Origin of the sequence: Mammaliicoccus sp. O-M54, assembly GCF_022386035.1 — a bacterium.
In the GTDB taxonomy this organism is placed as follows: Bacteria; Bacillota; Bacilli; order Staphylococcales; family Staphylococcaceae; genus Mammaliicoccus; species Mammaliicoccus sciuri_A.
Genome location: NZ_JAJNJE010000003.1, coordinates 299,851 through 320,959, shown reverse-complemented (window position 1 = coordinate 320,959; position 21,109 = coordinate 299,851). Strand labels below are relative to the sequence as shown.

Here is a 21,109-nt window from a genome sequence, read left to right as displayed (position 1 = left end):
ATGAAATGACATTATTTCATTTTGTCGGCATAAAAGGTGCAGGTATGAGTTCACTTGCACAAATCATGCACGACATGGGACATAAAGTACAAGGTTCTGATATAGAGAATACAGTATTTACTGAAATAGCATTAAAAAATAAAGGCATTAAAATATTACCTTTTGATGTAGAAAATATTCAAGAAGGTATGACTGTTATAGCAGGTAATGCCTTTCCAGATACACACCCTGAAATAGCTAAAGCATACGAAATGGGACTTGAAGTGAAAAGATATCATATTTTCCTAGGTGAATTTATGTCTCAATATACGTCAGTTGCAGTTACAGGTGCACACGGTAAAACATCGACAACTGGATTATTATCACATGTCATGAATGGTGATCAAAAGACATCATTCTTAATAGGTGATGGAACAGGTATGGGATTACCTGATAGCTCATACTTTGCTTTTGAAGCTTGTGAATATAGAAGACACTTTTTAAGTTATTATCCAGATTATGCGATTATGACAAATATTGATTTTGATCATCCGGACTATTTTAAAGATTTACAAGACGTAACAAATGCATTCCAAGAGATGGCTAGCAATGTTAAAAAAGCAATCGTTGCTTGGGGACATGATGCTGAGCTTAGAAAAATTAAAGCAGATGTTCCAATTTACTTTTACGGTTTTGAGCACGACAATGATGTCTATGCTGACAATGTTCAAACGTCTTCTAAAGGTACAACATTTGATGTTTACTTTAAATCTAAAAATGAACTTATAGGTACATTTACAACACCTATGTATGGTGATCACCACGTTCTAAATGCATTAGCAGTTATTGCAATTTGTCATTTAGAAAAACTAGATATTGAAAATATTAAAGAAGCATTATTAACATTTGGTGGTGTAAAAAGAAGATTTAGTGAAAGTTTTTACGACAATCAAATCTTAATCGATGACTATGCACACCATCCGAGAGAAATTAATGCTACAATTGAATCAGCTAGAAAAAAATATCCTGAAAACGAAGTGGTTGCAGTATTTCAACCTCATACATTTTCAAGAACAGAAACTTTCTTAAACGAATTTGCTGAAAGTTTAAACCTTGCTGATAAAGTATACTTATGTGACATCTTTGGTTCTATTCGAGAACAACAAGGTGAGCTGACAATACATGATTTAAAAGCATTAATTCCTAATGCGGATTTAATAAGCGAAGAATCAGTTTCTCAGCTACAAAAGCATGATAATGGTGTTATACTATTTATGGGTGCTGGAGATATTCAAAAAGTTCAAAAAGCCTATGTTTCTTCACTATCACATTAAATATAATATGTTTATACTTTAATAGTGAGGGTATTAAATATTAGTAAATCGAATAAAGATTAGTTTTATAATTATTAGGAGGCGTTCAGTATGGATTGGATTTTACCAATAGCAGGCATAATTGCTGCGGTTGCATTTTTAATTATTTGTGTTGTCTTAGCACTATTTTTAATGCAATTATTAAAAACAGTTAAAGGAATTAATGAAACTTTAGATGGCATTCAAGGCCAAATACAAGGTATCACACGTGAATCTACTGATTTACTTCACAAAGCAAATCGTTTAACTGAAGATATTCAAGATAAATCATTACGCTTAAACTCAGTAGTAGATGCAGTTAAAGGTGTTGGAGATTCTGTACAAACACTTAATAATTCAGTAGATAGAGTTACAAATTCTATTACTCACAATATCTCACAAAATGAAGATAAGATTTCTCAAGTTATTCAATGGTCAAATGTTGCAATGGAAGTTGCAGATAAATGGCAATTAAGAAGAGATCGTAGAAGTAACGTATCATACAAAAATAATGTAAATGCTTCTAAAGATTTTGAAGCGCAAGTGCCGAAAGACTACAATGAAACAACAACATCAGGTGACAACCTAGATGAAGATAAAATTGGTGCAGGCTTGAAAAAATAAAGTGCATGGAAGCAAATAACTATCTTTTCAGGCTGAGGCATATCAAAATGTCACAGCCTGATTTCTTTAATAAAATTAGGGGGAAAATATAATGGAAAACAAATACAATAGAGATTTATATACACATGGTTTAGAAACATATGAAGCTGAATATGAAAAAAATACAAACGGTAGAGATTTTGTATTTGGTGTAGTATTAGGTACAGTAGTAGGCGGAATTGTTGGTTTATTATTAGCTCCTAAATCAGGGAAAGAATTACAAGATGATTTAAGTGAGAAATCAAACAAAATTATCGATGACGTTAAAACTAAAACTGACGACTTAAAAGTTCAAGCTCAATCTAAAGCTGAAGAAATCAAAACACAAGCTGAAGAAAAGAAAGAAGAAGTCAAAACTAAAGTTGAAGATAAAAAAGCACAAGCTAACGAAAAAGCAGAAGAAGTGAAAGCTAAAGCTGCTGATAAAAAAGAAGAAGCTAGTCAAAAAGTGGAAGAAGTAAAAGCTAAAGCCGCTGACAAAAAAGAAGAAGTTAAAACAAAAGCTTCAGAAAAGAAAACAGAAACTAAGAAAAAAGCAGAAGAAGTAAAATCTAAACAAGCTGAAAAGAAAGCGAATAAAGGCGTTGTAACAGCTGACGATGTAGGCGATGAAGAATTAAAAGCACAAAAAGGTGCGATTAAATCTGAAGTCGAAAATGAAGACTTAAAAGGTCCAAAAACAGTTGTAGAGAAAAAAACTTTCGATAAAAAATAATAAATAAGTGATGTTTAACGCATATTATTTGTACTACCGAAAAGTCATAACATAACTTTTCGGTAGTTTTTTATATTGTAATGAACACTATTATAAATTAAAATATACTTTATTAGTCTGATTAGTAATAAATTTTAATATTTTTGAGATGTTGGGGTTGAATCAGAGCATTTTAATTGTTATACTAACATCTAATTACTTATATATTTTATCGCTTTAAAGTATGTGAGTTAAATTGTTTACATGAGGTGAAAAGGATGTCAAATGAATTAGAGAATTTAAGAAAAAGAATTGAAGGTATTAATGATGAAATTTTAGCTTTATTACAAGAGCGTGGTACTTTAGCTAAAAAAATTGGTGAAGAAAAACGTAAACAAGGTACTCAAGTATATGATCCACAACGTGAAAAAGAAATGTTAAATCATTTAATTGATAATAACCAAGGACCATATAACGACAATACTATTAAGCAATTATTTAAAGAGATCTTTAAAGCTTCTACTGACTTACAAAAATCTGAAAATGAAAAACATTTATATGTTTCTCGTAAATTAAAACCAGAAGATACTATTGTACAATTCGACAATGGTGCAATTATTGGTAATAATAAAAAATCATTCGTATTCGGTCCATGTTCTGTAGAATCACAAGAACAAGTTGATGCAGTTGCGAAAGATTTAGCTGATAGAGGCGAAAAATTCATTAGAGGTGGCGCATTTAAACCACGTACTTCTCCTTACGACTTCCAAGGTTTAGGTGAAGAAGGATTAAAAATTCTTAAAAATACTAAAGATAAATACGGTTTAAATATCGTAAGTGAAATTGTAAATCCTGCACACTTTGAAATGGCTGATGAATACTTAGATGTATTCCAAATTGGTGCAAGAAACATGCAAAACTTTGAGTTATTAAAAGAAGCAGGTAGAACAAATAAACCTGTCTTATTAAAACGTGGTCTTTCTGCAACTATCGAAGAATTCATCTACGCTGCAGAATACATTCACTCACAAGGTAACAATAACATTATCTTATGTGAACGAGGTATTAGAACATATGAAAAAGCTACAAGAAATACATTAGATATTTCAGCAGTTCCAATTTTAAAACAAGGTACACATCTTCCAGTTATGGTAGACGTTACGCATAGTACAGGACGTAAAGATATTATGTTACCATGTGCTAAAGCTGCATTAGCAGTTGGAGCTGACGGTGTAATGGCAGAAGTACATCCTGATCCATCTGTAGCATTAAGTGATGCTGGTCAACAAATGGACTTAAACGAATTTGATGCATTCTACAAAGAAATCGTTGAAGCTGCTAAATTATACGAAAAATAATATTCATATACATCAACTGGCGAAAAGTTATCATAACTTTTCGCCAGTTTTTTTATGTTGTAAATTAACATATGTTCGTTTGTTTTCTGAAAAACTATTTACAATTTACACAAAAACCAAAAATATTAGAGCAATTGTATCGACAACACCTCTATAATCTTTTATAATTGGTAATTGTGAGTTCGCTTTCATATACTTTGAAAACATTATGAAAACGTGCTAGAATAAAGTAGAAAACGTTTTCAAGATAGGAGGATATTATGACTGTAACAATATATGATGTTGCAAGAGAAGCAAAAGTATCAATGGCAACAGTTTCACGTGTCGTGAATGGTAACCAAAATGTTAAGCCTTCAACACGTGATAAAGTAAATGAAGTCATTAAAAGATTAAATTATAGACCTAATGCTGTAGCTAGAGGTTTAGCAAGCAAGAAAACAACAACTGTTGGGGTAATTATTCCTGACATTTCAAATGTTTATTATTCTGAATTAGCTCGTGGATTAGAAGATATTGCCACTATGTATAAATATCATACAATCATTTCAAATTCTGATAATGATAGTGAAAAAGAACAAGAGATATTTAATAATTTATTAAGTAAACAAGTTGACGGTATCATTTTCTTAGGTGGTACTTTAACAGATGAAACAGTAGATCTTATTGATAAATCATCAGTACCAGTAGTCGTTTCTGGTACAAATGACAAAGATTCTAAACTTGCTTCAGTTAACATTAACTATACAGAAGCTAGTAAAGAAATTGCTGAATCATTGATCAAGAAAGGTGCTAAGAAATTTGCATTTGTAGGTGGAGGATATTCAGAAAAAGCACAAGATGATGCTTTTAAAGGATTAGAACTTGCACTTCAAGAAGCTGGTCTTGAAATCGAAGACAATGCTAAATTTGTTGGTAATGAAACATATAAAGATGGTAGCCGTGCTTATGAGGCTGTTTCTCAAGATAAGCCGGATGTTATTTTATGTATTAGTGATGAACAAGCAATTGGTATTGTACACGCAGCTCAAGATGCAGGTGTTAATGTACCAAATGATTTACAAGTTGTAAGTTTCAATAATACAAGATTAGTTCATATGGTTAGACCTCAATTATCAAGTGTGACACAACCATTATATGATATTGGTGCAGTTGGTATGAGATTATTAACTAAATATATGAATGACGAACAAATTGATGAACCTAATGTGATTTTACCTTATAGAGTAGAATATAGAGGTACAACTAAATAATAGAAAAAGATGACTGAAACAAACAATTGTTTCAGTCGTTTTTTTTATATTTAATTAAACCAGTCTAATATTCTTAATTTAGTATTATTATTTTTTTCTGTTATTTCTGTTCTTCTTGGTATTTCAGTATAGTCTTCTTTTTCATCTACCCAAGTTGAAGGTAGTGGTAATGGTGCGTGTGATTGGTATTTTTGTAACCATGAATCTGGTAGCGAGCCTTCAGGTGTTTGTAGGTCATTTAGTGCAAACCATACATGTGACCACGCTCTAGGTACAACGCGCCATATATTATAGCCACCGCCACCAATCATAATGATTTTGCCATCACAATATTTGTCTGCTAAACCTTTAACGATATAAGGTATTTTATACAATGTATCAAGTGTGCAGCTCAAATGTGTGAGTGGATCTAAATAATGTATATCCACACCATTTACACTAAGTATGACATCTGGCTTATATGCTTTACAAACGGCTTCTACTGTATCTTTAAAGACGTCTATGTATGAATCGTCTTCTGTATAAGCATCTAATGGTACATTGACAGTCGTTCCAAATCCTTTACCATCACCGCGTTCTGTTAACGCACCAGTGCCTGGAAATAAGTATCGACCAGTTTCATGTATAGAATAGTTCATGACGTCTTCGTTTGTATAAAATGACCATTGCACACCATCGCCATGATGAGCGTCTGTATCAATATATAAGACGCGTTGATTATACTTTGATTGCATGTATTGAATGGCAACAGCGCTGTCATTATATATACAAAATCCGCTCGCTTTACCTTTAAAGCCGTGATGTAAGCCACCACCAAGATGGCATGCTCTTGTTGCTTTTCCAGACATAACAGCATCTACTGCACTTAAAGTTCCACCAACAACACGTGCACTATTTTCATGCATATTTACAAATTGTGGTGTGTCTTCAGAATTTAATCCGTATTTATCATATTCTTCTAATGGTAATTCACCATTGCCAGCTTTCTTTATTGCTTCTATATAATTTGGTTCATGTACGAGTTGAAGTTCTTCATCAGTTGCTACCCGAGGTGGAATAATATGTGCTTCTGTTAATACACCTAAATCAAAGAGTAAATCAGTTGTTAATTTAAGTCTCATTTGATTGAAAGGGTGACTATCTGAAAAACGATATTTCAATAAATCTTCAGAATATACATATTTAACATTAGTCATTTTTTATACCAAACGGATAGATGACGTGGTAATCTTGTTCTTCTAATAATTTGTATATCTTCTCTGGATTCATTGATTTCACTCGTAACATCAGGTATCTCTTATTAATATCTTGTTGATCTGCATATGCAAGAACGTTTAAGATATCAATATTTTGTTCTTTAAATATTCTTGTAATATCATGAAGTGCGCCAACTTTATCATCAATATGTACTTCAATAATAGAACCAGGCATAGTCACACCTGTAAGTTCTAGAAATGTATTAAGCATGTCTTTTTGGGTTACGATACCAATTACTTTATTATCTCGAATAACTGGAATTGAACCGATAGACATTTCATAAAAATCTAGTGCAATATCTTCTACAAAATCAAGTGGATGGCAACGTATCACATTGCGTCTCATAATTTTTGAAACAGATAATGACAAACTTTTGTTAGGCTCGTCATCAGATAATATGCTAGGCAGTGCCATTTTTATATCTCTATCAGAAATAATACCGAGTAAATGATCTTCTTTATCAACAATCGGTAAATGTCTAATTTCTTTTTGTGTCATTAATACTAAAGCATCTTCAATAGATTTATCACTTTGTATTGTCGTACAAGGTGATGTCATAATTTTTTCAACTAACATAAATTTAAACCCCCTCTAAAAGAAAAATCGATTCATAAATCTGAGCTTATCAAATGCTTCCATTTGTTCTTGTTGAATATTTTGTCCAATCCTTGCCATTAGGCTATTTGCTGGATGACTAATAATTTCAGGATCATCTGTTGCAAACACTTCTAATCCACCTTCAGCCATCATTTTATGCATGATTTTTTGATATTGATAAACATCTAAACCACTATTTTTTAAATCCCAATGCCAATAATATTCAGTTGTAATGACGATGAAATCTTCCATTTCTGGTGCTTTCATAGCAAGTTGAAGCATTTTTTTACCTAGACCATATTTACGATAATCTAAAGACAATTCAATAGCGCCTAATTCTAGAATATACGGTAAATTACCATCTGACCATCTCTCTAATGGGTCAGGGTATAAGTATGTCGTATAACCGATAATATGTTGATCAATACGTGCGATAATTATTCTTCCTTCAGGTAATTCAGCAATTTCAATAATGGCTTCAAATTGTTCTTTAGATACTCTAAAACTATTGAGTCCTTCATCAAAAGTCATGTTTCGTAATTCATCTGGATGTACAGGTCCTTCAACGATAATATCTGTGTCTTTATCATAGGGGACAGTTTCAGAAATAAAAGTCTTCTTGAATTCCAATGTTGTACCTCCTTTCATTAAGTATGATATTCTATATTTGTAATATGTATTTTGAATAATCAAATTTTTTTGAAAAGTATCATCTATTTATATTATAATGTAAATAGGCTTTATTGAAAACGATTACATTCATAAAAGGGGAGATTTAAATGAAAGTCGAAGTATACGAAGCATTAAATGATTCTTATAACCTTGCTGATTATGATGAAACAGTAAAAAATCATAATTGGAAAGATATCGAAAAGAATTTCAGTTGGAGTGAAACTGGAAAAATAAATATGGCTTACGAATGTATAGATCGTCATGTAGATAATGGTAAAGGGGACAAAATTGCACTTCATTATAAAGATAGCAATAGACAAGATAGTTATACATTTAAAGAATTACAAATCGCGAGTAATAAAGCTGCAAATGTCTTGAAAAATGAAGCGAATGTACAAAAAGGTGATAGAGTATTTATATTTATGCCTAGAACACCTGAATTATATTTCTCTTTATTAGGTACTTTGAAGATTGGGGCTATCGTAGGTCCATTATTCGAAGCCTTTATGGAAAAAGCAGTTAAAGACAGATTAGAAAATAGTGAAGCTAAAGTTATCATTACGACGAATGATTTGGTTGGTAGAATTCCGAAAGATGAATTACCAAACCTTGAACATATTGTCGTTGTAGATGACGAAGTAAGTGATGAATACATTGATTTCAATCAATCATTTGAACAAGCAAGTGAAGAATTTGATATTGAATGGTTAGATAGAGAAGATGGTTTGATCTTACATTATACATCAGGTTCTACAGGACAACCTAAAGGTGTATTACATGTTCAAGAGGCTATGATCGTACATTATATATCTGGTAAATATGTATTAGACTTTAAAGAAGATGACGTTTATTGGTGTACAGCTGACCCAGGTTGGGTAACCGGCACATCATACGGTATCTTTAGTCCATGGTTAAATGGTGTTACAAACTGTATCGTAGGTGGAAGATTCTCACCAGAAGGCTGGTATGACTTTATTCAAACATATGGCGTAACGATTTGGTATACAGCGCCAACTGCGTTACGTATGTTAATGGGTGCTGGCGATGATGTTGTTAGTAAATATGATCTTTCATCATTAAGACATATACTTTCAGTTGGTGAACCGTTAAACCCAGAAGTTATTAAATGGGCACATAACGTATTTAATCATAGAGTACATGATACTTGGTGGATGACTGAAACAGGTGGACATATGATTGTAAACTATCCTTCTATGGATATACGTGCTGGTTCAATGGGTAAACCTTTACCAGGTATTGAAGCAGCAATTGTAGATGATCAAGGTAATGAATTACCACCGAATAGAATGGGTAACTTAGCCCTTAAAAAAGGTTGGCCATCAATGATGAGAACAATTTGGAATAACCAACCTAAATATGATTCTTACTTTATCAATGATGAATGGTATGTTTCAGGAGATTCTGCATATAAAGATGAAGATGGTTATTACTGGTTCCAAGGTAGAGTTGATGATGTCATCATGACTGCTGGTGAACGTGTAGGTCCATTTGAAGTTGAATCTAAACTTGTTGAACATCCAGCTGTTGCTGAAGCGGGTGTTATCGGTAAACCTGACCCAGTAAGAGGTGAAATTATTAAAGCATTTATTGCTTTAAGGGATGGCTATGAAGAATCAGACGAACTTAAAGAAGAAATTAGAAAGTTTGTTAAAGAAGGATTAGCTGGACATGCAGCACCTCGTGAAATTGAATTTAAAGATAAATTACCGAAGACACGTTCAGGTAAAATTATGAGACGTGTACTTAAAGCTTGGGAATTAGATTTACCAGCAGGTGACTTATCTACGCTTGAAGATTAATTTAAATAAAGTTCACGTCATATAATTGGCGTGTTCTTTTTTACGGGATAATTAAATAAAAGTAGCTTACATATCGACTTTTATGAGTGAATTGTATATCCTAATAGTGTTAGGATATGTCATTTAATATTTAATTTGTAATATAAATTTAAGGAGTGAACGATGTTGAGTCATTTATCAGATTTAGAAATTGCAAAACAAAGTACTTTAAGACCAATTAGTGAAATAGCTGAGAAGGTGGGGATTTCTCATGATGCTTTGGAACCTTATGGTCACTATAAAGGAAAAGTTGATATTACAAAGCTAAATGATCTAGAGGAAAAAGGTAAAGTTGTACTTGTAACAGCTTTAAGTCCAACGCCAGCTGGTGAAGGTAAATCAACGGTAACGGTTGGATTAGCAGATGCGTTTAATCAACTTAATCAAAATGTAATGGTCGCATTAAGAGAACCTTCACTCGGTCCTGTATTTGGTATGAAAGGTGGCGCAACAGGTGGTGGTTATGCACAAGTTTTACCAATGGAAGAAATCAATTTACATTTTAATGGTGACTTACACGCGATAACGACTGCAAACAATGCGTTGTCAGCATTTATCGATAATCACATTTATCAAGGTAACGAACTTAATATTGATTCTAGACGAGTTGAATGGAAACGTGTACTTGATATGAATGATAGAGAGTTACGTCAAGTTGTAGTTGGTTTAGGTGGTCCAACTAGAGGTGTACCAAGAGAAGATGGTTTTGATATCACCGTTGCATCTGAAATAATGGCTATATTCTGTTTATCAAACGGCATTAAAGATTTAAAAGAAAATTTAGCTAATATTACAATTGGTTATAATGTCGATAAGCAACCCGTAACGGTTCGTGATTTAAAAGTAGAAGGTGCTTTAACACTTATTTTAAAAGACGCGCTAAAACCTAACATCGTACAAACGATAGAAGGCACGCCTGCATTAGTACATGGTGGACCTTTTGCGAATATTGCGCATGGATGTAACTCTATTATTGCTACGAATACTGCTAGAAAGTTAGCGGATATCGTCGTAACAGAAAGTGGATTTGGTTCAGATTTAGGTGCCGAGAAGTTTTTAAATATCAAAACACGTAAAGCTGGATTTGATCCAAGTGCAGTTGTAATAGTCGCAACTATTCGTGCGTTAAAAATGCATGGCGGTGTAGCAAAAACTGATCTTAAAGAAGAAAATGTTCAAGCTGTTCAACAAGGTATCGTAAACCTAGAACGACATGTCAATAATATTAAACAGTTTGGCGTTGAGCCTGTTGTAGCAATTAATGCGTTTATTCACGATACAGATGATGAAGTACAAGTTGTCTTAGATTGGTGTAAAGAAAATAACGTAAAAGTAGCTTTAACAGAAGTTTGGGAAAAAGGCGGAGAAGGTGGCGTTGAACTTGCTAAAGAAGTATTAAAAGTATTAGAAACACCACAATCATTTAAACATCTTTATGACTTGGATTTATCTATAGAAGAAAAAATAGAAACAATTGTTCAGAAAGTATATGGCGGTAGATCTGTTAAATTCAGTGATAAAGCCTTAAAACAATTGAAGACAATTAAAGAAAACGGTTGGGATAAATATCCAGTTTGTATGGCGAAAACACAATATTCATTTACAGATGATCCAAAAGAACTTGGTGCACCAGTAGACTTCGATATAACAATTAGAGAACTATCACCAAGAACTGGCGCAGGATTTATCGTAGCATTAACAGGGGACATCATGACAATGCCAGGTTTACCAAAGAAACCAGCAGCATTAAATATGGATGTTACCGAAGACGGTTCTGCAGTAGGATTATTCTAGTTAAAATATAACTTATTAGAAAACTGTTGAGATAATAATGGCTGTCTCAACAGTTTTTTTCGTTGCTTAAAGTATTTAGGGGATATGTAGAGAGAGTTTTAATTACAAAAGTCGTCCGAAGTGTAAATAAGGCACGCCATAGTAACAAAAGTTGGTCGAAGTGTAAATAAGGTATGCCATAGTAACAAAAGTCGGTGGAATTGTAACTAAGGGTGCCCATAGTAACAAAAGTCGGTCGAAATGTAACTAAGGAGGCCGTTAGTAACAAAAGTCGGTGGAATTGTAACTAAGGAGGCCGTTAGTAACAAAAGTCGGTCGAATTGTAACTAAGGAGGCCGTTAGTAACAAAAGTCAGTCGAATTGTAAATAAGGCATGCCATAGTAACAAAACTCAGCGGAATTGTAACTAAGGAGGCTGTTAGTAACAAAAGTCGGCCGAAGTGTAACTAAAGACACCGTTAGTAACAAAACCTAGCGAAAGTGTAAATAAGGCAAGTCTTTCATAAAATCATACTTAAAAAAATAACACCTCATTTTCATTGAAAATGAGGTGTTATAAACGATTTATCTAATTATTGCCACTTGGTGGTGCGGTGCTTGTACCACTGGATGGCTTGCTATTGCTGTTTGAATTACTATCTTTATTGCTGCTTGATTTATATGACCAAGCTTCTTTAGAATTTTTAGATACGCGTTCTTTTGGTTTAACTTTTGATGATGTGTTTGTATCAATTGCTTGTCCTAGTCGTTTTAATACATAGTCAGAATTAATATCTTTATTCGAAGTATCGACTTTATCAGATATTAATGTAGAAGATTTAGATTCGCCGCTGCTACAGCTTCCTGTAGAATTTGTGTATTGGCAAATTGTGTCTTCTTTAACTGTGCTAGGTCTAGAGAATTCACTATCGTATCCTAATTTTTCTCTATCTGTAGAAGATAATGCATTAACCATATCTCTCCACATAAATAATTGATAATGACTGTCTTCATCAAATGTTATTGGTTGGTCATAACCCATCCAAATACCTAGTGTAACTTTTGGTGTATAGCCTACAAACAAGCTATCTTTAGCATCTTGTGATGTACCTGTTTTACCAGCCCAGTTACCGTCAAATGAATTCTTAATTTGATAACCTGAACCGTCATCAAGAACACCTTCTAATATGCTTGTTGTTAAATATGTCGTTGATTCACTAAAGATACGTTTAGGATCTTTTTTGTGTTGATAAATCACTTCACCATCTCGTGATTTAATAGATTCAATCATATAACTTTCATTATATTCACCTTTATTAGCTAAAGTACTGTAACCATTCACATCTTGTTCTAACGTGAAGTCTGCTGTACCAAGTGTTAAGGCTAAACCATCTTGGATATCTTTTGGTACGGTCATACCCATTTTATTTAAGTTTTCCCATGGTTTGTAGTCTTGAACATTGCTATACAATCTTAAAGTACTTAAGTTTAAAGAGTTTCTTAAAGCATAATCTGCTGTTACTGGTCCAAATTCTCTTCTATCGTAGTTATCAGGTGAATAACCTTGGAAGTCGAATTTTTTATCCAGTAGGGCAGTGTTTGGTGTGATTAATCCATTTTCAAATGCTGGTGCATAAGTGAGTAATGGTTTCATTGTTGAACCTGGTGAACGTTTAGCACTTGTTGCATGATTGATTTGTGATTTTTCGTAATCTCTACCACCAACGAACGCTAGAATTTTACCAGATTGATTTTCTTTTAATAATGCACCGACTTCATGTTGAAACTCTTTAGAAGCTTTTTTACCTTCACTGTTTGTATAACTTGCTTCTCTATCCCAAGAGTAGCTACCAGAATTATCTTTAACTTCTTGAAGTTTATCGTACATATCTTTTTCAATCGTTGTATCTACACGGTAACCTTCAGTTCGCATAGCTTGATTAGCTTTTTCAGTATATTTCGTCATAAGAACTGGCGTTTGATCAAGTTCTTTCTTAGAAATATTATCTTCTTTAGCTAAATGATATTTAAGGATATCGACAGTACGTTTTTCAACTTCTTCAGTTAAGAATGGATATTTCTGATTAGGTTCTTCAACTTTATCAACAAATGATTTCTTGATGTCGAATTTTAATGCTTCATCGTATTCTTTTTTCGTAATTTTTTCTTCTTGATACATTCTTTTCAGAACATAGTGTTGACGATTGATGCCGTATTTCAAGGATTCATCATCTTTCAAATCACCATTCGGTAAGAAAGGTGTGTATGTGTAAGGATTCTGTGGTAATCCAGCAAGATACGCAGATTGTGCGATGTTTAAATTCTTAGCTGATTTACCAAATACACCTTGAGCAGCGGCTTCAATACCCGCTATATTAGAACCATTTGAATTTCTTCCGAATGAAACGACGTTTAAGTAACTATCAATAATTTCTTCTTTTGATAAGTTCTTTTCAACATTCATTGAAAGTAGCATTTCTTTAGCTTTACGTTCAAATGATGTTTCATTAGTTAAAAGTTGGTTCTTAACAAGTTGTTGCGTTAATGTACTCCCGCCAGAAGAATTGGCACTACCAAGTACTTCTTGTACTGATGCTCTTATAAAAGCTTTAGGTACAATACCGTTATGGTTATAGAAGTCTTCATCTTCTGTTGATATAAGTGCATTTTTAACATTCTTACTTATGTCTTTCCCTTTAATAACATCCCTTTGGACATCACTTTTTAATCGACCAAGTGACTCTCCAGAACCAAAATAAACAGATGTGCTTTCTGTCATTGAATAAAGTTGTTGCTTCATTTCCTTTTTAGACATTACTTTTTCATCTTTGACAAGTCCTGCGAAGTATCCGCCGCCAATACCCAATCCTAAAGCTAATAATAAACAACTAATAAAAACAATAATGAAAAATAAATTGCTTATTACATTGTATGTAGTATGGAATATGAGTTTTGGGGACCATTTTGTTTCTTTAAAAGTATCTTTATATTTCTTACTTGAACGATTAAATTGTTCTTTAAGTTTGTTTTTAGACTGATTTGAACTCAAATTTTTACCTCCAATCTAATCATCAATATTATAACATATATGTTTAGTGTTGACTTTTAAAAAAGTTAGCATTATACTTTGTAATTAATTGCATAAGGTAATGAGCTAAAGGAGAAGTAGTGATTATTTTCTTTTTAAGAGAGTCAGTGGTGCTGCGAACTGATAAAGTGATAATGATGAATACACCTTTATAACAACAAGTTCAACGTTTTTAATGTACGTAACATTAAAGAGTGATGATGTATGAATTTACGTCATAAGTATGGTGGTACCGTGTATTCAAGCACCCTTACATTTTTTGTGAGGGTGCTTTTTTATATTCTATTTTAGAGGAGGAAAATATAATGACAAATGAACTTTTAGAAGATTTAAAATGGAGAGGTTTAATTTATCAACAAACTGATGAACAAGAAATTGAAGACTTATTAAATAGAGAGTCAGTTAAAATATATTGTGGTGCAGATCCTACAGCTGATAGTTTGCACATTGGACATTTATTACCATATTTAACATTACGTCGTTTCCAAAACCATGGACACACACCAATCGTCTTAGTCGGTGGTGGTACAGGTATGATTGGTGACCCATCAGGACGTTCAGAAGAAAGAAAATTACAAACTGATGAACAAGTTGAAGCTAACGTAAGAGGAATCATGAATCAAATGCATAAAATATTTGATTTTGAAGGTGAAGACTCAGCGATTCTTGTTAACAATAAAGATTGGTTAAAAGAAATAGACTTAATTTCATTCTTAAGAGATTACGCTAAACATGTGGGTGTAAACTACATGTTAGCGAAAGACTCTGTTAAGACAAGATTAGAAACAGGTATTTCATACACTGAGTTTACGTACATGATTTTACAAGCCATTGATTTCGGTTACTTAAACCGTAATTACGATTGTAAAATGCAAATCGGTGGTTCAGACCAATGGGGTAACATCACGACAGGATTAGATTTAATGAGAAGAATGTACGGTGACACTGAAGCTTACGGTTTCACAATTCCACTTGTTACAAAAGCAGATGGTAAAAAATTCGGTAAATCTGAATCAGGTACTGTATGGTTAGATAGAAGTAAAACATCAGCTTACGAGTTATACCAATTCTGGATTAATTCACAAGATGCTGATGTTGTGAAATACTTGAAATACTTTACTTTCCTTGATAGAGAAGAAATTGAAAGACTTGAAAAAACAGTTGAAGAAGCACCTCATTTAAGAGAAGCTCAAAAAGTATTAGCTGAAGAAATGGTTCGCTTTATACATGGTGAAGAAGCTGTAGAAGAAGCTAAAAGAATTACAGATGCACTATTTAAAGGCGATATTAAATCATTAACAAAATCTGAAATCGTAGAAGGTTTTAAAGATGTGCCAACAGCTGAAGTAAGTTCTGAAACTGTACAACTTGTTGACTTTATTATTGAAGCAGGTGTTTCTCCTTCAAAACGACAAGCACGTGAAGATATCACAAATGGTGCAATCTACTTAAACGGTGAACGTATTCAAGATGTTAACCACGAGATTTCAAGCGAAGATAAAATAGATGACGAATTTACAATTGTCAGAAGAGGTAAGAAGAAATACACAATGGTTAAATACGTTTAATATTTGTAAGCTATTAAGGCTGAGGCAACGATGTTTGTCTCAGTCTTTTTTCGCATACATATGGTATTTATTGTATAATAAAGAAGACCATTTATTTATAAATAGAAAGGGAGACATTTAATGAAAAAATATTTAGGACCAATTATTGTTGTTGTAGCAGTAATTGTTATTATTGGCTTATTTATGATCGGTCCATACAATAGATTAGTTGGACTTGAAGAAGAAGCGGATAAGTCATTATCTAATATTGATAATCAGCTTCAAAGACGTGTTGACTTAATTCCTAACTTAGTTGATACAGTTAAAGGTTACACGAAACATGAAGAAAAAGTATTTAAAGATGTATCAGATGCACGTAGTAAATTAGCAGGTGCGAATACGCCAGAAGAAAAAGCAGAAGCAAATGGAGAAGTTAATAGTGCGTTAAGTCGTTTACTTGCTATCAGTGAAAATTATCCAGATTTAAAAGCAGATAAGCAATTTACAGGATTAAGAGACGAATTAGCTGGTACTGAGAATAGAATTGCAGTAGCTAGAAAAGATTATAATGAATCTATTAATGAATATAATCAAGCTACTCGTAGATTCCCATCTAGTATCATAGCAGGATTGTTTAATTTTGATAAGAAAGAATATTTCCAAGCCAAAGGTGAAGCTAAAGATGCACCAAAAGTTGACTTTGGCGGAGACGAATCTTAATGAAATCAATGTTTAAACGATTTTGTGTCTTGCTTATTGTTAGCTTTTTTTCACTAAGTTATGTCGTACATGCAGCTGATGATAAATTTCCTAAGTTAGAACAGCCTGTATTTGTACAAGATCATGCTAAATTAATGACTGATCAAGATAAAGACAAAATTAATCAAAAAGGTCAAAAATTACAAGATGGAACAGATGCAGATATCTTGTTAATGACGATGAAATCAATAGGTCAAACACCTCGCCAAGATTATGCGTTAGAAGCGGGGCGACACTATAAAGTTGGTGACCAAAAGCATAATCGTGGGATTGTTATCCTATTAAATATGGATAACGGTAATGAGAACAATAATAGAGGTATTGATATAGCAGTTGGAGATGGACTTGAAGGTGTCCTCAATGACTCTAAAGTTGGGGAATTGATCGATTCTAAATTCATGCCTTACCAAAAGAAAGCTGCTCAAACTAAAGATACTAAAAAAGCAAACGCTTATTACAGTCAAGGTTTAACAAATTTATATGATGCAGTGTGGGATGAAGTAGCTAAAAGTTACGGATACGATGGTAAGAAGTTCACAGAAGACGAACCACAAAGTAGTGGGTTAGGAAAAATACCATTTATCATCTTTATCATATTTATTATTGTATTCTTCATCATCTACTTCAAAAATGGAGGCGGTAGACCTCCAAGAGGTGGAAATAGAAGAGGTACAAGACGCGGTATGACTGGTCCATTTATCTTTGGAGGCTCATCAGGTAGTTCTGGTGGCGGTTTCTCAGGTGGAGGCTTCTCCGGAGGTGGCTTCGGCGGAGGAGGCGGCTTCTCTGGCGGTGGCGCAGGTAGAGGATTCTAGTTTGAAATATGTATATAGAAAAAGCATGCAACTCGATATGAGTTGCATGCTTTTTTGAATTAGTTTTGTTCTTTCAATGTGATTTTTGTTGTATGTGTTTTGCCATCTCTAATGTATTTGATTGTGATTTTGTCACCTGGTTTTTTCTCATTGTAGATATAATTTTTAATATCAGAAACGTCTGATACATCTTTATCGTCTACTTTTGTGATGACATCATCTTTTTTAAGTCCGTTGTCTGCTTTTTTATCTACTTCAGAAATGTAAACACCTTTATCTGTTGTAAGATTTAATTCTTTCTTGTATTGGTTTGGTATATCATCTATTGAAATCATGCTGATACCAATATAAGGTCGTGTAACTTTACCGTCATCCATAATATCTTTAATGATATTATTTACTTCATTACTTGGTATTGCAAAGCCGATACCTTCTACATCTGATCTTGAAATTTTCATTGAGTTAATACCGATAAGGTTACCGTTTAAGTCGATTAATGCGCCACCTGAGTTACCTGGGTTTATGGCAGCATCTGTTTGAATAACTGTTGCTTCTGTAACACCTTGAGAAGTTTGTACATTCATCGTACGTTCTTCTGAAGAAATAATACCTTGTGTCACACTGTTTGCAAATTCTACACCTAATGGGTTACCTAAAGCAAATACTGTTTCACCAGCTTTAACTTTAGATGAATCTGCGAATTTAATTGGTTCTATATTATAATTGCCTTCTATTTTTAATACTGCTAAGTCTGTCATAACATCTGTACCTACAAGTTTAGCTTTTACTGATTTATCATTATGAAGGCGAACTTCTATTTCATTTGCACCTTCTATAACATGGTTGTTCGTTACGATATAAGTACTATTACCATTAGATTGATAAATCACGCCTGTACCTGTTCCCGTTTCTTCTGAATCACCAGACCCGTCTGAATCCTCGGAGTTGTTACCACCGAAAAATGATTCTAGTCCGCTTGCTTTTTGTTTGTTTATAACACCTACAATTGAAGGTGAAACATCTTCAATCATTTTAGAAACGGATTTGTTACTTGATTTATTATCTTTAATATTGCCACCTTTTTCATTAGCTGGTGCTTTTGTAATATTTGCTTCATCATTATAATTGCTAAATACATCTACTATTTTAGTCCCGCCGATATATAATGCGAGTATTAATACCGCACCTAAAATACCAGAAATAAATGGGATAAGACAACTTTGATACCAAGGGATTTTATTTTTTTGTTTGTAATAGTAACCATTTGAAGTTGTCTTATTAATATTTTGTTGATCCTCATTTTGATTTTGATCCATTGTATTGCCTCCTTAAACACTGTCCATAAAATAATTATTATAGAAATTCTTTTAAAAAGCTAATGATATGGTCGTTTTAAATTGTTACAATATTTTGTATGAAAACTTGTTACGTAAGTACGACAATGATAGAATATGTATATCATTAAGAAGAGAGTGGTCATTAAATGTATAAATTTGCGAGTACTGTTTTACATACTATTTTTCAAAAATTCGGGAAACAAATTGTAGCAATCGACAAAGAAAAAGTTCCTGATGAACCTTATATCGTTACATGTACACATACAGGATATGTAGAAGTGATCATGTTAGCTTTAAGTTTATATCCTACAGAAATTAATTATATGGCTAAAAAGGAATTGTTTTCGAAAGACTGGTCAGATAAGTTCTTTCATTCATTGAATGCATTTCCAGTTGATAGAGAAAAACCAGGTCCAAGTACTTTAAAAATACCTGTTAAATTATTAAATGAAGGTAAAAGTGTCGGTATCTTCCCATCTGGTCATAGAGCAGAAACAGGAGAAGCACCATTAAAAAGAGGGGCTGCAACGATTGCTGTATTAAGTAACAAACCGATTGTACCAGCTGCTTTTGAAGGACCTAAACAAGTTAAATCAATTTTTGGATTTAGACAAAAGTCATTTATTAAATTTGGAGATCCGATTGATCCAAACGACTTTCCAAGTGATATGAAGAAAAGTGAAAAAATCGCTAAAATTATGACTTTATTAGAAGAAAGAACGAATACTTTACAAAAAGAAGTGACGTATATCGCTCAGAAATCTAGACAAAAATAACATTTAAAAATCTTACAAGCGACCATTTGCTTGTAAGATTTTTTTGTATTTTAAACTAAAACGTTTTCATTTATCTTATGTTGTAATACTAATGTATTCAGTAATAATCTATGCTAAAATTATAATCAGAATGTTCAAAAAATGGAGGCATAATATGAAACAAGTATTATTTGATGTAGACGGTGTTTTTTTAAGTGAAGAAAGATGTTTTGATGTTTCTGCTTTAACAGTTTATGAAATTTTACATAGTGAAGCTTTTTTAAACTTAAAAGGAACAGTAGACATAGAAACATTAGACGAACAAGATATTAAACAAATTAGAAAAGACATATTTATTGATGATCAAATTCTGAATCAACTTAAGTCTTTAGGTTTAAATTCTAACTGGGATATGCTTTTTATTGTGATTAGTACACATTTAATTGAATTGTTAAAGCAATCAAAAGCTACAAATCTTGACTTGAGTAACGTTAACTTTGACGACAATACTTTGAAAAATTATGCTCAACAAATAGAAGGTAAAGAGATAAATATTGAAACACCTCGTAGATTTTTATCTAAAGCGACTTCCGGTAAAGAAAATATTTATCATGATCTTATCGCTTTTGCACAAGAAGAACTAAATGTAGAAGATGCTTCAATTTTTGAACTGAAAAGTAAGTTCTGGGATGTAGCACAAGAAGTTTATCAAGAATGGTACTTAGGTACTGATTTATATCAAGAAGTTGAACATAAAACACCTCGTACAACTTTTAAAAATGGTTATATAAAAGAAGAAGTAGTGTTAGCTGATATGGATGAAGTAACACAATTGCTAGAAGATTTGAAAGAAGCAGGCTATCAAATTGGTATTGCTACAGGTAGACCAAGAACAGAAACAATCGTTCCATTTGAAACAATCGGTTGGTTAAAACAATTTGATGAATTCCATATTGGAACAGCATCAGAAGTGCTTAAAGCAGAAACAACATATCCAGAATTTAAACCACTCGGTAAACCAAATCCGTTTAGCTATTTAATAGCGAATGGTGGAAATGACCCAGAGAACTATTTAACTTATATTAAAGAACAAGAACAAGTGTTTAGTGAGCAAGATATATATATAGTAGGTGATTCATTAGCTGATTTATTGAGTGCACAAAAAACAGGTGCAACATTTATAGGCACACTCACTGGATTAAAAGGTCAGTCAGCAAGAGCAGAACTAGAAGATTATCATGCTGATTATATTGTAGATAACGTATTAGATATTAGAAACGTATTATTATAAATTGAAAATCCCACAAATCAACAAAGATTTGTGGGATTTTTTGATGAATAAAAATTTTATAAG

At 32.8% G+C, this 21,109-nt stretch carries 17 protein-coding genes and 1 other annotated feature; of the genes, 12 read left to right on the top strand and 5 right to left on the bottom strand.

What is annotated here, in order from left to right:
* Positions 1–5 precede the first annotated feature (5 nt).
* The 5 genes from murC to ccpA all read left to right on the top strand — a co-directional run bounded on the left by murC (position 6) and on the right by ccpA (position 5,296).
* Entirely contained in the window at positions 6–1,313 is a 1,308-nt protein-coding gene (murC, locus tag LQ673_RS07470; protein ID WP_037588568.1) for a UDP-N-acetylmuramate--L-alanine ligase, read from the top strand.
* Positions 1,314–1,403: 90 nt separating this feature from the next.
* The gene (locus LQ673_RS07465) at positions 1,404–1,955 is read left to right on the top strand and encodes a DUF948 domain-containing protein (protein WP_025905285.1); all 552 of its coding nucleotides are present in this window, start codon (positions 1,404–1,406) and stop codon (positions 1,953–1,955) included.
* Between the two features lie 91 nt (positions 1,956–2,046).
* The gene (locus tag LQ673_RS07460; RefSeq protein ID WP_191835881.1) at positions 2,047–2,709 is read left to right on the top strand and encodes a YtxH domain-containing protein; all 663 of its coding nucleotides are present in this window, start codon (positions 2,047–2,049) and stop codon (positions 2,707–2,709) included.
* Positions 2,710–2,966: 257 nt separating this feature from the next.
* Positions 2,967–4,046: a bifunctional 3-deoxy-7-phosphoheptulonate synthase/chorismate mutase gene (locus tag LQ673_RS07455; RefSeq protein ID WP_037588564.1), complete on the top strand. Its 1,080-nt coding sequence runs from the start codon at positions 2,967–2,969 to the stop codon at positions 4,044–4,046.
* 260 nt (positions 4,047–4,306) lie between these two features.
* Positions 4,307–5,296, top strand: coding sequence for a catabolite control protein A (gene ccpA, locus LQ673_RS07450; protein WP_025905288.1), 990 nt, complete (start codon positions 4,307–4,309; stop codon positions 5,294–5,296).
* A 50-nt stretch (positions 5,297–5,346) separates the two neighbouring features.
* Here the strand turns inward: ccpA and LQ673_RS07445 are convergent, their stop codons facing one another.
* The 3 genes from LQ673_RS07445 to LQ673_RS07435 are packed head-to-tail and all read right to left on the bottom strand — an operon-like array spanning position 5,347 to position 7,780.
* Positions 5,347–6,492, bottom strand: coding sequence for an acetoin utilization protein AcuC (locus LQ673_RS07445; protein WP_191835685.1), 1,146 nt, complete (start codon positions 6,490–6,492; stop codon positions 5,347–5,349).
* The gene (locus LQ673_RS07440) at positions 6,485–7,129 is read right to left on the bottom strand and encodes a CBS and ACT domain-containing protein (RefSeq protein ID WP_191835684.1); all 645 of its coding nucleotides are present in this window, start codon (positions 7,127–7,129) and stop codon (positions 6,485–6,487) included. Before LQ673_RS07440 ends, LQ673_RS07445 begins: the two co-directional genes overlap by 8 nt.
* Before the next feature lie 15 nt (positions 7,130–7,144).
* Entirely contained in the window at positions 7,145–7,780 is a 636-nt protein-coding gene (locus tag LQ673_RS07435; RefSeq protein ID WP_037588559.1) for a GNAT family N-acetyltransferase, read from the bottom strand.
* Positions 7,781–7,929: 149 nt separating this feature from the next.
* On the opposite strand from LQ673_RS07435, the gene acsA reads away from it, so the two are divergent.
* Both acsA and LQ673_RS07425 read left to right on the top strand, forming a co-directional pair.
* The gene (acsA, locus tag LQ673_RS07430; protein WP_126477587.1) at positions 7,930–9,642 is read left to right on the top strand and encodes an acetate--CoA ligase; all 1,713 of its coding nucleotides are present in this window, start codon (positions 7,930–7,932) and stop codon (positions 9,640–9,642) included.
* Positions 9,643–9,807: 165 nt separating this feature from the next.
* Entirely contained in the window at positions 9,808–11,475 is a 1,668-nt protein-coding gene (locus LQ673_RS07425; RefSeq protein ID WP_191835683.1) for a formate--tetrahydrofolate ligase, read from the top strand.
* Between the two features lie 568 nt (positions 11,476–12,043).
* Here LQ673_RS07425 and LQ673_RS07420 read toward each other — a convergent pair.
* Positions 12,044–14,503, bottom strand: coding sequence for a transglycosylase domain-containing protein (locus LQ673_RS07420; protein WP_037588556.1), 2,460 nt, complete (start codon positions 14,501–14,503; stop codon positions 12,044–12,046).
* A 100-nt stretch (positions 14,504–14,603) separates the two neighbouring features.
* Positions 14,604–14,797, top strand: a binding site (T-box leader).
* Positions 14,798–14,847: 50 nt separating this feature from the next.
* Here LQ673_RS07420 and tyrS point away from each other — a divergent pair.
* The 3 genes from tyrS to LQ673_RS07405 all read left to right on the top strand — a co-directional run bounded on the left by tyrS (position 14,848) and on the right by LQ673_RS07405 (position 17,663).
* Positions 14,848–16,110, top strand: a complete 1,263-nt coding sequence (gene tyrS, locus LQ673_RS07415; RefSeq protein ID WP_103361687.1) for a tyrosine--tRNA ligase — start codon at positions 14,848–14,850, stop codon at positions 16,108–16,110.
* Between the two features lie 120 nt (positions 16,111–16,230).
* Positions 16,231–16,809, top strand: a complete 579-nt coding sequence (locus tag LQ673_RS07410) for a LemA family protein (protein WP_037588552.1) — start codon at positions 16,231–16,233, stop codon at positions 16,807–16,809.
* Positions 16,809–17,663, top strand: coding sequence for a TPM domain-containing protein (locus tag LQ673_RS07405; protein ID WP_037588550.1), 855 nt, complete (start codon positions 16,809–16,811; stop codon positions 17,661–17,663). The genes LQ673_RS07410 and LQ673_RS07405 overlap by 1 nt, the downstream gene beginning before the upstream one ends.
* 59 nt (positions 17,664–17,722) lie before the next feature.
* On the opposite strand, the gene LQ673_RS07400 is transcribed toward LQ673_RS07405, so the two are convergent.
* Complete coding sequence (locus LQ673_RS07400) at positions 17,723–18,979, bottom strand: S1C family serine protease (protein WP_078099924.1); 1,257 nt, start codon at positions 18,977–18,979, stop codon at positions 17,723–17,725.
* A 167-nt stretch (positions 18,980–19,146) separates the two neighbouring features.
* Between LQ673_RS07400 and LQ673_RS07395 the strand changes: the two genes are divergently transcribed.
* Both LQ673_RS07395 and LQ673_RS07390 read left to right on the top strand, forming a co-directional pair.
* Complete coding sequence (locus tag LQ673_RS07395) at positions 19,147–19,776, top strand: lysophospholipid acyltransferase family protein (RefSeq protein WP_126477584.1); 630 nt, start codon at positions 19,147–19,149, stop codon at positions 19,774–19,776.
* Positions 19,777–19,930: 154 nt separating this feature from the next.
* Positions 19,931–21,046, top strand: coding sequence for an HAD family hydrolase (locus LQ673_RS07390; RefSeq protein ID WP_204171243.1), 1,116 nt, complete (start codon positions 19,931–19,933; stop codon positions 21,044–21,046).
* Positions 21,047–21,109 lie beyond the last annotated feature (63 nt).